The sequence below is a fragment of the Ruegeria sp. CDSA079 genome (assembly GCF_059612245.1).
Window position 1 is genome coordinate 138,176 of record NZ_JBXWQF010000003.1, and the last position, 15,401, is coordinate 153,576.

Consider the following 15,401-nt stretch of genomic DNA (forward strand, 5'->3'; position numbering starts at 1 on the left):
ATCAGCCCTCCTTTTCAATCTTGTTCAGGCAGTCGCGCAGCGCCAGCCCGTATTCATATTTCGCCGGACAGGCAAAGCCTACAAGGCCCAGATCCTCTTCGTCCAGCTCCAGCGCACCCAGCGCCTGGGCGGTGTCGGTATCCATCACCAACAAGGCTCGCAGCAGCTGAGTGGGCAAGTAATCCTGCGGCATCAGTTCCTCGAACACACCGGTCGGCACCATCGCGCGACGCCCGCCGTTCAGGTTGGACGTGAACGCATACAGCTTCTTGGCGAATGCCGAACCCAAAACCGGCTGGACAGAATACTTTGACGGCATTGGACGAATCCAGCCCATTGGGATTTGGTCGGGATCTTCACGGATGATGCTGATCTGACGGGCGAACCGACCCAGATAGGCCGTCGGCCCATCTGCGTGTTGCCCTGACAGGATCGAGCCGGAAATAATGCGGGGTGTTCCGTCGACATTCACCTCATCACGGGTCAAATCATCGGTGGATGCACCCATGACTGTGCGGATCAAGCGTGGCTGACGTGCGCCCGGACCGGTCAGAGCAACCACGATGTTTGGGTCGTGGTGACCGGTCTGCATCAGACGGCCAATAGCAATGACGTCCTGATAGCCGATGGTCCAGACCTGCTTTTCGCCAGCAAGAGGTTCAAGAAAATGGATATGAGTACCGGCCAAACCCGATGGATGCGGGCCCGAGAAAGCTGCCGCCTCAACGCCAGGCACATCTGCTCCGGGGATCGCGTCACCTTCTTTCTGGCAGAGGTAGGTCTTACCGTCGGTCAGCTTACTGATCGCGGTCAGGCCAACAGTGAATGCCTCGGGTGCCTCAGAGACGACCACCGCGGCATCAGCGGCCAGTGGATCACTGTCCATGGCAGTGACAAAAATCGCGGTCGGTGCACTGCCCGGCTGGGGCATTTTCGAATAGGGCCGTGTGCGGAAAGCGGTCCACAAACCAGCGGCGCACAATTTGGCAGTCACGCCCTCGGCCGTATCCGCATCGCCGACGCCAGAGAAATCCATGCCTGGGTCATTTACGTCCGACACTTCAATCACGACGCTTTGCAGAACACGACGGGCACCCCGGTTAATGGCGACAACCTTGCCACTTACAGGCGCAACCATCAAAGCGTCTGGTGCATCCTTATGACAGAACAACGGAGCACCCCGCTGAACTTCATCGTCTTCCTGCACCAACATCTTTGGCTTCAGGCCGGCATAGTCGCCGCCCAAAACACCAACGGTCTTATATTCCGGCCCCGGATGGATGGTCTGGTCAGGAGCACCTTCAACTGGCAGATCCAACCCTTTTTTCAGTTTGAAAGTTTGCATGTTGCTACGTTCTTCCAAGCCTTTGTTGCTGCGCCTGTCTTGCCGACGCCCATTCGAGCCTATGCAATAACGCGGAAAATTTTACCATCTGTCGCAAATGCGTCAGAATGGGTCCAAAATCCGTTGGCGTAATTCCGATCACGGACCCTTTACGCGGGGACGCCCCTAAACGCAAACCTGTTACCGCCAAAACTTATCCTGAAACTGCATATTCCTGCGATACCCCGGTCAAATTAGCAGATATTGCGTTTCAAAAAAGCGTGTCGCACCTGCCCGTCTTCCGGTGTAAGCAACCGGAATGGAAAAAAACGCAGACCTCGATATCTTTCTGATCGCCACACCGGGCCTCGAAAATCCACTATGTGCCGAGGCACAATCCTGCGGTTTCGCCGAAGCAAAAGCTGTTCGAGGTGGTGTAACGTGCCGAGGATCCTGGTCCGAAGTTTGGCGTGCGAATCTGACATTGCGCGGGGCAAACAAGGTTCTTGTACGCCTGGGCAGCTTTCCGGCCGTGCATCTGGCTCAATTGGACAAGCGTGCGCGCAAGTTTCCGTGGGGTGATTTTTTACGCACCGACGTTCCGGTGAAGGTCGAGGCCACAAGCCGCAAGTCCAGAATCTACCATGCGGGTGCAGCCCGGCAGCGGATCGAACGCGCCATTTCCGAGGTTTTGGGGGCACCGATCTCGCCCGAGGCAGAACTAAGGGTCTTGCTGCGCATTGAAAAAGACATCTGCACACTGTCGATCGACAGTTCAGGTGAGCTTTTGCACAAGCGTGGTCACAAGGAAGCAATTGCCAAGGCCCCGATGCGTGAAACAATGGCTGCCATGTTCTTGCGAGAGTGCGGGTTTACAGGGGACGAGCCTGTGCTCGACCCGATGTGCGGATCAGGTACGTTTGTGATAGAAGCCGCCGAAATTGCACTTGGGTTGATGCCGGGCCGATCACGTCGCTTTGCGTTCGAAAACCTGGCCGAATTCGATCACGACCAGTGGCAAAAGATGCGTGAAAGCAACACTGCGCAAGAATGCTCTCTGACTTTCCACGGATCGGACAGAAACGCAGGTGCAGTGGGCGCCGCCGCAGCCAATGCCGAGCGGGCCGGGGTTGGCGCGATGACGCGTTTTCCGCAACGTTCGGTCAGCGACATTAAGCCACCTGAAGGTCCTGCCGGTTTGGTTATTGTGAACCCGCCTTATGGGGCACGCATAGGAGACGAAAAGCGGTTGCGCTCTGTCTATGGCACTCTGGGTAAGGTTTTGACCGGCCGTTTTCAGGGATGGCGCGTTGGAATAGTGACCAGCGCACCCGCATTGGCACGGGCCACTCGCCTTCCGTTGCTCCAACCCGGCCCGGTGGTAGATCACGGCGGCACAAAGATTCGCCTGTACAAAACGGATCCGCTTCGTTGACAACAGACAGCATTACGATCTTATCCATTGCCGTGTATAAGCCTCCACAATCACGCCTCAGAATCCTCTTGCGCATCCAGAACACCGGGTATAGATCACCCGCCACGGTCGGAGTGTAGCTCAGCCTGGTAGAGCACTGTCTTCGGGAGGCAGGGGTCGGAGGTTCGAATCCTCTCACTCCGACCAATAAAACAAGGCGCCCAATGGCGCCTTTTTTGTTTTCTGGGGATCGGCCGCAACGATATCCGCAACGTTTCGTTCGATAGATGTGCCCAGTTCGTTCACTACCGGCATCCACCAACTATCGAATTAGCGCTTCATATCTTCCAGTCCATTATTCCCGCTGCGTTCTTAAGGGCATCTGGGCTGTAGGACCGATAGACGTTTTCCAGGGTTTCGCGCGAGGTCGCAAAATAGGCCGTGGCGTCCTCCAGTGTCATGCCGTGCATGAACGCCCAGGTAACCGCTGTGTGCTTTAGGGTGTGCGGCGTCACATCCTTTAGACCGGCCCGCTGGACGGCCGCTCGAAAGGCCTTGTCGATCCGATCTATCGGCGCCCCGTTAAACGACACTACGTGGCTCCCCTCCTGGGCCCAAGTCTTCATCTCCGTGTGGAGCGTGCCAGGCATCTTGACCATTCCCTTGCGCTTCTTGGTCTCGGCCTCGGCCTTGCCAAGGAAATGGATCACCCCGCTGTCAAGATCGACCCAGCCGCTATCAAGGGAGGGCATCCACTTCAGCCGTGTGATCGCGGTCTTCCGACGTCCGGTGTATAGCGCGATCTTGATGAACCGCTGGACGTGAGAAGCAGAGGCTTCCAGCAGGCGCTGGATCTCCTCCTCGGTCAGCCAGCGGTCATTGGCGACTCCCTTCTCAGGCAGGGTTACGATCGGTGCATGGCTGATCCTGCGCGACGCCAGGGCGTATTTGACAGCGGCGTTCAGTGTGTTCATCTCGCGCCGGACGGTCCATGCGGCGCACCGCCTTCAGGCAGTATAGCCCCGGCACCTGTCGATGTCGATCTGGGACACCTTGAGGTCGCTCCAGTAGGGCGACAGTGCCTGTATCGTGTAGAGCAGGCGGTCCCTGTCGCGGACCATCTTTACCTTAGCCTCGCCGTAGTGCACCAAGATCTCGCCGACGGTGATCTCGCTCGGGTCGCGGACGCGATTATCTTGCCGCTTCTTACTGGCGATGTAATTGCTCAGGACTTCTTCCGCTGCCTCATGAAATCCATCACCAAAGCCTGTCCGGATCTGCTGTCCTCCGTCCAGGATGACCCAAGCGCCATCGTCTTTGCGTTGGAAGAGCCGGGCAGGTTTGCGCTTACGTGGCATGTCTTTGTGAACCTCTTCAATTCCTCGCGGGTCATGTAGTAGCGCTTGCCGAGGCGAACCGCGTGGATCTCGCCCTGGTGAATCATGGTCCGAACCGTTCTCAGGGTGATCGTGCGATGTAAGGCGGCCGCGAATTCCTCGATCGTGAGGAGTGCTTCGTCACTACTCATTACGTAACCGCCCGGAGGGTTGTATCCACAACCCAGATGCAAGGGTGGTATTCAGCCATCGAAGTTTCGGACACGGGCGCCAATTTCATGATCTGCGTACGCATTGCCGGGAGGTTCCTTTTTCGTGTGATCAATAAGCCTATAGCAAGCACAACGTCGGATGCGGCCTGTACGATGGGTTCAGACAGAGCGCTACCGGAGAACTTTCCTACTTGTTCGGCTTCGGCCGACACCATTGTTGCCTTGGCACCATAGGCAACTTTCTCGGAACCCGCCGGGTTTTCGCGAGACAGATAGCAAATACGCGTGCGCAGCTTACGGATCATGTCCTCGCCAAGGACGCTCGAAAGATACCCCAGCGCCCATTTCAGCGCGAGGCTCAGGGTTATCACCGCGCCCATAGCAACACCAAGCCACAGCAAGCCTCCGGCGCTTATGTTCTTTTCGGTCAGACCGTTCACGATTTCCTTCTGGTAGTTCAGTGGAAACGCCGCCAGGGCGGCAATGGCCAGCGACAGCAAGATGTTGACCACCTGACGATGTCCCGTAGTTCTCAAGATAGATTTATAAAATTCAATCACTCGATCCCCCAAAATCCAAGAGCACCTTTTCTTGAAGGTGCGGGTACAATGTTGTGACTACACCCTAACACTCAATCCAATCTGAATATAAATCCACCTATTCTTCGGACTAAACGACTACGCTTGAGACGCTCGGATTCAGGAGCAACCATTTGAGTGGAACACATATAGCGGGAATTGAGAGCGACCGCTGAGGTCCAATCCTGGAGAAGCGGAACTGCACTAAATAGACGAGAAATCTCGAGCACGATTTGGTGGATTGGCCGAATTTCAGGTTGACCAGAACCTGAGATTAGTACGAACGTCGGCTCTTGATCAGCTACAACGCAGCATCTGATTGCACTTTGTATGTCCGGAACGGACCGGGCGTGTAGCCTTAGATTGGAGGTACGGCACGTACGGTGACCAACTGTCTGGCCGCCACCCTTTCGCGATGTATCATATACAGCCCAGCACTGATGATGATGGCGATGCCAACCAGGCTAAGCGTGTTCGGGAAGTCGCTGAAGACAAGATATCCGAACAAGGTCGCGACCGGCAGCTCAAAATACTGCAGCGGTGCCAGCGTGACGGAAGGCGCAAAAGACAGCGCATAGGTCATCATCATGTGGCTCACCGTCGCGAAGAAGCCAGCGCCCAAAAGCCACAACAACGCGATATCTGTCGGCCAAACGGGATCAAACAAATCAGAGCCGGAACCTTGCGCAACAATTAGAGCTGGAATGCAAAACAGGCTGGCGATCAGGCCGGTGTGGAATTGCAGGGTCACTGGGTGCACCCGGCGCGACAATCCCCGGGTCACAAGAATGTAGAAAGCGAAGGCAACTGCCGTTCCAAGCGGAATAATGGCAACCGCGCCGAAAGCTGCGAAACTGGGCTGGATGACGAACAACACCCCGACAAACCCCACAAGCGCCGCGCCGACGCGACGCGGGCCGACATCTTCACCAAAATAGAACTTGCCGACCAACAAGACGATGAACGGGGCCACGAACACGATTGCCAGCGCATCGGCAAGGGGCATCACCCGGATCGCGGCAATGAAGCAAAATGTTGCGAACACCAACAGCAACGAGCGGAAAACCAGCACCATCACCTGACCTTTCGCCACGCGCAACGACAGTCCCATTGTCCAGATGAAAGGCGCCATCAAAGCGCATTGCACCACAAACCGCGCAGCCGTAATCTGCCCAACCGGCACACTGGTCGACGCGAGTTTCGCAGACACATCCAGCAAAGGAGCGGTTAGGCAAAACCCCAGCATCAGCGCAACGCCAACAAGGGTGCGATCCGGAGATTGAGGTATGGGTTCAGCAGAGGTCATCGTTTCATTTAGAGATGTCGCCAAATGCGTGTCTGTTCTCAATACGACGACAGGCAAAAGTCCCGCAATCCACGAGTTCGGGTTGAATTGGATATAGCGCTCGCGGCGAATGTTTCCTCTGACGGGCCGCACAGCCGCATCAGGTGGCCGGGTCAAGGGCAGCTAAGGGCCGTCCTCGCCGGTCCTTCCTGCCTAGCCCTCGCAGATGCTGCGCCGCCTCCGAGGTCCGGAACGAGCCCAAAGCGGAATTGCTTTGCCACGAACATTGGCAGCTAAAGAAACGCAAGTGACTAACTCCGCGGATATGAAGGTGACCGTTTGCTGAATGCGCGACAGGTATTTGAGCATTACCTTTTTAGTTGTGCGTGTATGCCTGTACCTGTGCTTTCTATTCATTAAGGCTTTTCAAAATCTGACGAATGGGCTGACAGAAGCAACCCACCGAGCTAACTTCATTGCAAAGAGGAGGGGTGAATGGGAAGACGTCTCACGACGGTATTGGCCGCCGACATTGTGGGGTATTCCGCGCTGATGGATCAGGACCGTACTGGCACAGTCGCTGCATTAAAGACCTTCCGCGAGGACACGTTTCTCCCGATCGTGGAAGATACCAATGGTTCACTGATCAAAAGCATGGGCGACGGCTGGATCGTCGAGTTTCAATCACCATCTGAAGCAGCAGCTTGCGCGATTGCAGTTCAGTCCGCCCACAAACCTGACCACATCAAACTGCGCATCGGGGTTCACACAGGGGAAGTGGTAACCGATGGCGATGACATTTTCGGCGACGGCATCAATGTTGCGGCGCGTCTGGAGGCTCTCGCGAAGCCGGGACAAGTGCTCTTTTCAGATATGTCACATAACAGCCTTGACCGTAACGATGCGGGATTATTCGACGGCGGAGAGCAAACCGAACTGAAAAACATCACGCGGCATGTTGGAATCTGGTGTTGGCCAAAGGGTACGAAAGCCAATCTCGCGATCAAAGCGGATGTGAGGCCGGGAATCGCAGTGCTCCCATTCGACAATATGTCGGGTGATCCGGAGCAGGAGTTCTTTGCCGATGGCATAACGGAAGACATCATAACTGAGCTATCTCGGTTTCGTTGGTTGATGGTCGTCGCACGAAACTCTTCTTTTGCTTATAAGGGGAAAAGCACGGACATCCGCGACGTGGGCCGCGACTTAGGGGTTCGGTATGTACTGGAAGGCTCCGTTCGGCGTTCCGGGCAGCGCGTCCGCATCACGGGACAGCTCATAGATACCGAAAATGGGAGCCATTTGTGGGCGGACCGCTTTGACGGTGTGCTCGACGACATCTTTGATCTTCAAGATCAAGTCACCGAAGACGTAGTTACAGCTATTGAACCATCGGTGCGGCACGCTGAAACAAATCGTGCGCGTGCAAAACCCACCAAGGACTTACAGGCATACGAGCTCTACCTCCGAGCTTTATCACATTTCCACTTGCTGACTGACCAAGACAACATAGAGGCAATACGACTGACAAAACTGGCTTTGGATCGAGATCCGGAATACGCCTCCGCAGCGGGCTTGCTAGCATGGCTTCATATCCAACGTCTTGTGCAAGGTTTGGAACCTGTAGATCAGGGACCCAAGTCAGCTGTCGCGGCCGCAGAGCAGGTGCTGCGGAGCGATCGCGCGGACGGCATTGCAAAGGCTTATGCCGCGCATTCAATCTCTATGCTGGCACAAGACCTGTCCCGCGCGCGGACAGCCTTTAAGGAAGCATTGTCGGAAAATCCCAACGCGGCGACGGTCCACATGCTCGCCGCTGCAAATCTTTATTTGCTGAATCGCCCTGACAAGGCGCTGGAACATGCAGTCCGGTCTGTCGAACTCAGCCCGGGTGATCCATTGCGGCACGCCGCTTTCATGGGACAGGGTGCCGCCTTGTTTCACTTGGGACGTTATGAGGAAGCCGCGCAGGCCTGTCGCGAAGCCTTGTCTGTGCGTGCAACCTTCCTGATGAGCCACCTGATGCTGATTGCCTCGCTCGCTGAGCTCGATGACATAGATGCGGCAAAAACAGCGGCTGTCAAATTGAACGAAATCGCTCCGAATGCGGCTTCGATAACCGAGACAACACGTTTACCATTATTCTCTATTCCAACCTGCGCTGATCGCTGGCGCAGCGGGTGGAAAAAAGCAGGGTTGCAAGTGTGAAGGCAAACGGCACCCCCCCGGTTCCGACAACCATGCATTCGGTAAAGGATATTTCGCCTTTGTCTTGAAAATCAGTCGCTGACCAAAACTCTGCCTGGCTGGCCCTCCTCATGGACACGGAACACCAAAATGGTTGCCCCTTCGTCCCCTGAGCGAGCGGTGTGCACTTTTTTCAACGGAACGACGCCTACGTCACCTGAAAAAGCTTCTTGTTCGCCTTCGCCGTCTAGGATGAGGGTGGCTTCGATCTAGGATCGACCAGCAGCAAGGTCGTGTTAAGGTTTCCTTACGAGGAAGGTTTAGGTGCTTACGCAGTTCCTGCACCAGGAGAACTACAATCCGACAATCACCCTTATTACTGGACCACTCAGCTTTGGGAGAGACCTAACGGCCACTTCAGCTTGTGTGCATCGACTGAGTCTGAAAGGCGAAACCACTTGAAAGTGGCATTCCTGAACAAGACCAAAAAAGAGACTTCAGGATTGGTTGCCGAAGAGGTCGACGTATCCGCATATCTTGCCTTGATGATACGTCATGCGTTGGGGTGGTTGTGGGAAAAACTGGGGCGTAGTCTCAGCGAAAAAAGCATCGGTTTGTCCGCGAACTTTGGATTTCCGACAGAATCTGGAGGTAGTTCACCGCAGTTAGAAAGATTTCAGAATTGCGTTGGTGCCGCTCTTAGGGTCGCACTTTCGGAGGCGCCAATTTGTAGAGCCGTCGTCGAAAGGGAGCTTGAAGATTCCAGCCTTTCAAATCGAAAAGTGAGCGTCCCGACCTTGATCGTTCCAGAGTTCATTGGCGCAGTCATGGGGTATTTTCATTCTGCCCAAAAACATAACGGCCAGTTCATGATCTGTGACTTTGGAGGTCTCACCATTGACGCTGTCAGCTTTGGTTTTTACCAGCGTGATGACGGTAGTTCGCTGGTGAAGATTTACGGGAGCGCGGTCAAACCGTTTGGGGCAGAAGTCGCAAGGATCGCTGTCAGCGAGGGAGTTCCGGCCAATAAGCTGGCAACAGCCATCGGCAGCTTTGTTTGCGATCCCCTCCGGGATTCTTACAAGAAGACGGGATACAATGCATCCGCATGGGGAGGAACGATGCCCCTGTTTGTCATTGGTGGAGGAAGACACTGCTCCGAATTCCAAGGAACGTTTTCAGAAGCGCAGAGGCTCATAAAGAATGCCGTGTTCAATACCACATTTGCCAAGCAAGACTTGGACTTGGATGAAGAGCTAGATGTGTCTCTGGCCAATGGGCGAAGTTGCGGTCGACTAATGGTTGCTTGGGGCCTATCCCATTCTGATCTGGACTTGCCCGAATGGATCACCCGAGGCGAGGTGATAGATGCTCCCAAACGGAAAAGAAGGAACGTCCAGGATTTCTTTATTGGCAACGAGCAAATGTAGGAACTCAGTCGACTACGAGTGAATTTTTTCGTCAGGAAAATAGGCCGAAACCTCCCTAGGAGCTTCCGAAGCCGAAGTATCCGCGGCGCCAGAATGCATCCCCCTTGAGTTCATCGTAAAACCCTAGGACTTCATTCGTCTGGTTCAAAGGTTTACATTTTGCTCTGAAAAACTGGTTTTCGGGTGAAATCTGTCAACTTAAGGTAAACTTAGTGTAAACCTTTGGCCTGATTTTGGGGTGTTTTGAGAGGTGAAAGGTTTACATTCCGTTGATCCCGGGAGGGTGGATGTAAACCTTTGTCAACCTTATGCAACCATTGAGGAGTGCGAGGAATCCACATTGCGAAGAGCAATTTGAAACGCACCTTCTCTTTTGTCTGTAATCCGGTAGCTATCAAGGAGACACTAAAAGAGAAAATTTGGCGAGCAATGATAACGAACGGTCAGGTGGACATTTCGCGCTTTCTTGAGCGCTGTGTATCGATTGACCTGGAAGTGGATCCTAAATCCGCTCGGATATTCGCATTGGCTGCCACAACGAACGATGACTCCCGACCAGCCCTCGTTGAAAAAAGCAGCTCCGCCTCAGCACTGTCGCAACTCGACACATATTGTAAAGGTTTCGACAGTGTCATCGGCCACAACATCTTGCACCACGACCTGCCCCACCTGGCCGCTGCTGCGCCCCGCTTTGCCGCCTTGGCAGAGGCACCAATCGACACACTCTGGCTCAATCCTTTGGCCTTCCCGCGCAACCCCTATCACCATTTAGTCAAACACTATCAAGACGGACGGTTGCAAACGGGTCATGTCAACGATCCCGAAAAGGATGCACGTCTGGTCTTCGAGGTTCTGCAAAACCAGATCGAGGCGTTCGCCAAGCTAAACACCACGACCCCAGATGCGCTGACAGCCTATCATTTCCTTGCCACACGCCCCCCACGCAGCGGAGGGTTTGACGCTCTTTTTACTGCTGTGCGATGCACTAGCAGACCCAATAAACAAGAAGCTTTTGACGCCGTTCGCCACCTTTTGGCTGGACAAGTCTGCTTGCATCGGCTCGAACAGACTCTTAGCCGGATGGAAAACCCGAACCTTGCCTGGCCTTTGGCCTATGCCTTGTCGTGGATTTCTGTTGCTGGCGGCGACAGCGTCATGCCTCCCTGGGTTCGCATGCAATTTCGCGAAGCTTCTCTGATTGTGCGTCACTTGCGAGAGGCTGCTTGTAACGATGACTCTTGCCAATGGTGTGTCGAACACAACGATCCTAAAAGGGCGCTAGATCGCTGGTTCGGCTTTCCGTCCTTCCGACCCGAACCCGTGGACGAATTCGGTCAACCCTTGCAGGAACGCATTGTAGCTGAGGCGATGGCAGGCAAAAGCGTTCTGGGCATCCTTCCAACCGGAACTGGCAAGTCAGTCTGCTATCAGATTCCAGCCCTTTCACGGTTCGACAAGACCGGTGCGCTAACCGTCGTTATCTCACCGCTAGTCGCACTCATGGCCGATCAGGTGCAGGGCCTGGCGAGAGCCAGTATATCTTCCGCCGTCACGATCAACGGCCTTCTGTCGCTGCCTGAACGTCACAACGCTCTGGACAAAGTGCGCATGGGTGATGCTGCGATCTTGATGATTTCACCCGAACAGCTTCGCAACAAGTCAGTTCGCAGCGCTCTGGCACAACGCGAAATTGGCCTTTGGGTGCTAGACGAAGCACATTGCATCTCAAAATGGGGCCATGATTTTAGGCCCGACTACCGCTACGTCAGCCGCTTCATCAAAGAAAACTCCGGCGATGCCCCCGCTCCGATACTTTGCCTTACCGCCACTGCCAAACCCGAGGTAGTGCGCGATATAAGAGAGCATTTCAAAACACGACTGGATCAGGATCTGATCCTGCTGGACGGTGGTGCGTCGCGCACGAACCTTTCTTTTTCGGTGCGTGAAACCCAGCGCGCGACGAAACTCGCAGATATTCTGAACGCGATCGAGCAGGGCTTGCCCGCCTCTGGCGTCTCCGGAGCCGTTGTCTATTGCGCGACCCGAGGTGCGACAGAACGCGTGGCCGAATTCCTGAAACAACAGGGTGTCAGCGCCGAACGTTTCCACGCTGGCCTACCTCCCGAAGAAAAGCACGAGATTCAAGAACAATTCCGGACCGGCGAATTGCGCGTGATTGCTGCGACCAACGCCTTTGGCATGGGCATCGACAAACCTGACATCCGCCTAGTAGTCCACGGCGACGTGCCAGGCTCGTTGGAGAACTACTTACAAGAGGCAGGACGCGCGGGACGCGACCGCGACCCCGCTAGCTGCGTGTTATTGTTCAACATAGAGGACGTTGAACGCCAATTCAGCCTTTCGGCCCGCTCCCGCCTTGCACGGCATGAAATAGGTGCCATCCTTAAAGCGCTACGTCGCTTGGATATGCGCACTCGAGACGAAGGTAAGATCGTCGCCACTCCGGGCGAGATCGTGAGAGAAGAAAAAGACTTTGAATTCCAGCGTGACAACAACACTGAAGACACGCGCGTAAAGACCGCCGTTGCTTGGCTGGAGGAAGCGAGTCTGTTGCGGCGTGAAGAAAACAGCGTGCAGGTCTTCCCCGCCTCCCTACTCGTGCGCGATGTGGATACCGCCGCCACCTTGTTGGATAAGGCAGACATCACGGGCGCTCGGCGCAAGCAACTGCTGGCGATAGTGCGCCATATCGTAAACACACCAGTGGGAGAAGGTGTTTCCACCGACGAATTAGCAGGAACTAGCGGGCTCTCCTCCGCTGAATTGCGCAAGGCGCTGACCGATCTGGAGGCGATTGGAATTGCCAGCGACGACACCAATATAACCATTTTTGTGCACTATGGCGTGACCGACGCATCGCAAGCCCGGCTGGATCGGGCAGCGCGACTAGAAGAAGACCTAATCGCCGTGATGCGCGAAATGGCCCCAGATGCCGATCAGGCTGAACCGATTCCGTTCAACCTTTCCATTGCCTGTCAGGAGTTGCAACAGCGCGGCCATGGCGAGGTGCGTCCGTATCTGGTGGAGACCCTTCTGCGCGGTATGGCACAGGATGGACGTGATACGGAGGGAGGGCGTGGCAACCTTTCTCTGCGTAAATCAGTGCGCGGTAGCATCCTTGTGCGACTTCAACAGTCTTGGCGCTTTGTCGCTCAAACCGCCGAGTTGCGCCATCAGGGCGCACAACGCCTGCTGGCGCATCTTCTGACCCTCGTGCCGAAAGGCACACACGGCAAGGACATTCAGGTCGAGACCACTCTGGGAGCGATGCTGTCCACGATTACCGGCGATACGCTTTTGCGCACCAGTATCAAAGACCCAAACCGCTTAATGGACCGATCACTTTTGTGGATGCATGAACAGCAGGTGGTTACGCTGGGACGCGGACTGTCCATCTTTCGCCCTGCCATAACGGTGCATCTTGGCTCCAAAGGAGGTGGTTTCACCGTCCAGCATTTCGCACCACTCGAGGAACACTATGACGAACAAACCATTCAAACCCATGTGATGGCAGCCTACGCGGAAAAAGGACTGGAAAACATTGAGACAGCGCAGCGCTTGTCCGACGACTATTTCGTGCTGGAGCAAGACGCCTTCATGCGCCGATGGATGCCGGGGCGCGGGACCGAATTCCGGCGTCAGGCCACTGGCGCCACCTATAAGGCAATTGTCGACAACCTGGGCAATCCGGTGCAGCAAAAAATTGTGCGTGACAACCGGGGACAAACCAACGTCCTTGTGCTGGCAGGACCAGGCTCGGGCAAAACACGAGTCCTGGTTCATCGCATCGCTTATCTGCTGCGCATCAAACGCGAGGATCCCCGCGGTATCCTCGTGCTGGCCTACAACCGTCACGCAGCCGCTGAAATACGTGAACGCCTTCGCCGGTTAGTTGGAGATGACTCAACCTTAGTAACCGTCTCAACGGTGCATTCACTGGCTATGCGCCTGGTCGGAGCTAGTTTCGCGGGCATTCAAACAGCCGACATCCCCGATTTCAAAGGTCTATTGCAAAAGGCTGCGGCACTGCTTCGGGGTGACGGTCTAAGCAAGCAAGAGGCCGAAGCGCTGCGTGAAACACTGATACAGGGGTATCGCTGGATTTTAGTGGATGAATATCAGGATATCGGTCCAGATGAATACGCGCTGATCGCTGCTGTGGCAGGGAGAACTCTGGATGATCCCGATCTGCGACTCAGTCTCTTTGCCGTGGGTGATGACGACCAGAACATTTATGCCTTCTCCGGTGCATCGATCCGCTACATCCGCCAGTTTGAACAGGACTACGCAGCAAAACCGGTTTTCTTAACCGAGAACTACCGCTCTACCGGTCATATCGTCGCCACCGCCAATGCCGTGATCGCTGGGGCAGCTGCGCGTATGAAACTTGGCCATGATATTGCCGTAGATCAGGCCCGGACGAAGGCTGACGCCGGTGGATCTCTGGCCAAATTGGATCCAGTAGCACAGGGCCGTGTGCAGATCCTTGAGTGCCCCGCTGGTAATGAAGAGCAAGCTATGGCCGCACTAGACGAGTTGATCCGCCTCTCTCGTCTCGACCCCGATTGGACATGGTCACGCGCCGCGATTATCTCGCGCGATTGGCGAAAGCTGATACCGGTGCGCGATTTTGCCGAAAACCTCGGAATACCGGTTGAAATGGCTAACGAAAACATACCTAGCCTATGGCGGATGCGCGAGATGCAGACGTTTGTCAAAGCCCTACGCGAGACACCCTCAAAGCTTTACTCGATCAATCAGTTGACCGAAGTGCTGAACACACTTTCGCATTCGCGCTGGACCGATCGTATTGGTGAAGGACTGGGCCTACTGGCACGCGAGGTTGGGTCGCGCAGCCTGCCCGTCCCAGACATAGTCGAATGGTTCGCGGAATGGTCCCGTGATAGCTGGGATGAACAAAGAGGGTTAAAGCTGCTGACGGCCCACCGCGCAAAAGGCCTGGAATTTGACGATGTAGTTATACTCGATGGCGGGTGGGAGCGGCCCTCGCGATCCGAAGATCAGGACGCACCCCGTCGACTGTTCTATGTCGCTATGACACGTGCCCGCCGCAGCCTTGTAGTAATGAGCAACGACAACCATGAATACCTACCAACAGGAGCACCTTCAGTTCTCACCCGTAGCGTGAAGCCTGACATGAACGCGTTGCCTGGTCCCCGTCGCTTTTTTCAGGCGGCTGAGGCGCGGATGGTTGATCTTTCCTATGCTGGACGCCTGCATCCAGGCCATTCTTCTCTGAGTGCAGTTAATGCGGCACGCGTCGGTGATGCAGTGTTATTGGTAAAGGACGGCGACCGCTGGTTGCTACACAATGAAAAAGGGCAAGTGCTGAGCCGGATGTCCAAATCCTTCGCACCACCGCCAAATACCAGGTTTGATCGGGGTGAAGTCGCCGCTATCCTTACATGGCGGAAGGAAGACTCAGGTGAAGCCTTCCAGCACACTCTCCGCCGCGATGCATGGGAGGTGGTTTTGCCAGAGCTCGTTTTCGTGTCCGTCAACTAGGACATCACTTACAATTTTTTTTGTTTCCAGAGGGATCCGACGAAGCCCAGCACTTCACCCATCCCCACCACAGTAATGCTACGCATT

The 15,401-nt window shown here is 55.2% G+C and carries 9 protein-coding genes, 1 tRNA gene and 1 pseudogene; 5 read left to right on the top strand and 6 right to left on the bottom strand.

Translation table 11 applies throughout. The features are described from left to right. Position 1: 1 nt before the first annotated feature. On the bottom strand, positions 2 to 1,345 hold the full coding sequence (locus AC2FJZ_RS04510; RefSeq protein ID WP_496776215.1) for a Na(+)-translocating NADH-quinone reductase subunit A: 1,344 nt from the start codon (positions 1,343 to 1,345) through the stop codon (positions 2 to 4). Positions 1,346 to 1,643: 298 nt separating this feature from the next. On the opposite strand from AC2FJZ_RS04510, the gene AC2FJZ_RS04515 reads away from it, so the two are divergent. Beyond that, the gene (locus AC2FJZ_RS04515; protein WP_496668107.1) at positions 1,644 to 2,759 is read left to right on the top strand and encodes a THUMP domain-containing class I SAM-dependent RNA methyltransferase; all 1,116 of its coding nucleotides are present in this window, start codon (positions 1,644 to 1,646) and stop codon (positions 2,757 to 2,759) included. Between the two features lie 109 nt (positions 2,760 to 2,868). Further along, positions 2,869 to 2,945, top strand: a tRNA-Pro gene (locus tag AC2FJZ_RS04520). A 131-nt stretch (positions 2,946 to 3,076) separates the two neighbouring features. Here the strand turns inward: AC2FJZ_RS04520 and AC2FJZ_RS04525 are convergent. The 5 genes and pseudogenes from AC2FJZ_RS04525 to AC2FJZ_RS04545 form a co-directional block, all read right to left on the bottom strand. Continuing rightward, complete coding sequence (locus AC2FJZ_RS04525) at positions 3,077 to 3,712, bottom strand: site-specific integrase (RefSeq protein WP_496776216.1); 636 nt, start codon at positions 3,710 to 3,712, stop codon at positions 3,077 to 3,079. 33 nt (positions 3,713 to 3,745) lie between these two features. Continuing rightward, positions 3,746 to 4,096, bottom strand: a complete 351-nt coding sequence (locus AC2FJZ_RS04530; RefSeq protein ID WP_496776304.1) for a hypothetical protein — start codon at positions 4,094 to 4,096, stop codon at positions 3,746 to 3,748. Between the two features lie 14 nt (positions 4,097 to 4,110). Beyond that, positions 4,111 to 4,266, bottom strand: a pseudogene (locus AC2FJZ_RS04535) (helix-turn-helix domain-containing protein); the annotation flags it as partial. Further along, on the bottom strand, positions 4,266 to 4,799 hold the full coding sequence (locus tag AC2FJZ_RS04540; protein WP_496776217.1) for a hypothetical protein: 534 nt from the start codon (positions 4,797 to 4,799) through the stop codon (positions 4,266 to 4,268). The gene AC2FJZ_RS04540 and the pseudogene AC2FJZ_RS04535, both read right to left, overlap by 1 nt. Before the next feature lie 424 nt (positions 4,800 to 5,223). After that, positions 5,224 to 6,171, bottom strand: coding sequence for a DMT family transporter (locus AC2FJZ_RS04545; protein ID WP_496776218.1), 948 nt, complete (start codon positions 6,169 to 6,171; stop codon positions 5,224 to 5,226). Positions 6,172 to 6,669: 498 nt separating this feature from the next. Here AC2FJZ_RS04545 and AC2FJZ_RS04550 point away from each other — a divergent pair, with 498 nt between their 5' ends. From AC2FJZ_RS04550 to AC2FJZ_RS04560, 3 genes are all read left to right on the top strand, one after another. Next, entirely contained in the window at positions 6,670 to 8,358 is a 1,689-nt protein-coding gene (locus AC2FJZ_RS04550) for an adenylate/guanylate cyclase domain-containing protein (RefSeq protein ID WP_050602995.1), read from the top strand. 437 nt (positions 8,359 to 8,795) lie between these two features. Further along, a complete protein-coding gene (locus tag AC2FJZ_RS04555) occupies positions 8,796 to 9,767 on the top strand; it encodes a hypothetical protein (protein ID WP_496668131.1) in 972 nt (323 codons plus the stop codon). Between the two features lie 525 nt (positions 9,768 to 10,292). After that, complete coding sequence (locus AC2FJZ_RS04560; protein ID WP_496776219.1) at positions 10,293 to 15,314, top strand: RecQ family ATP-dependent DNA helicase; 5,022 nt, start codon at positions 10,293 to 10,295, stop codon at positions 15,312 to 15,314. Positions 15,315 to 15,401 lie beyond the last annotated feature (87 nt).

What these genes read in the sequence shown, in the direction of transcription:
- AC2FJZ_RS04525 (WP_496776216.1), bottom strand. Translation starts at nt 3,712, where the DNA reads ATGAACACACTGAACGCCGCTGTCAAATACGCCCTGGCGTCGCGCAGG.
- AC2FJZ_RS04545 (WP_496776218.1), bottom strand. Translation starts at nt 6,171, where the DNA reads ATGACCTCTGCTGAACCCATACCTCAATCTCCGGATCGCACCCTTGTT.
- AC2FJZ_RS04530 (WP_496776304.1), bottom strand. Translation starts at nt 4,096, where the DNA reads ATGCCACGTAAGCGCAAACCTGCCCGGCTCTTCCAACGCAAAGACGAT.
- AC2FJZ_RS04515 (WP_496668107.1), top strand. Translation starts at nt 1,644, where the DNA reads ATGGAAAAAAACGCAGACCTCGATATCTTTCTGATCGCCACACCGGGC.
- AC2FJZ_RS04510 (WP_496776215.1), bottom strand. Translation starts at nt 1,345, where the DNA reads ATGCAAACTTTCAAACTGAAAAAAGGGTTGGATCTGCCAGTTGAAGGT.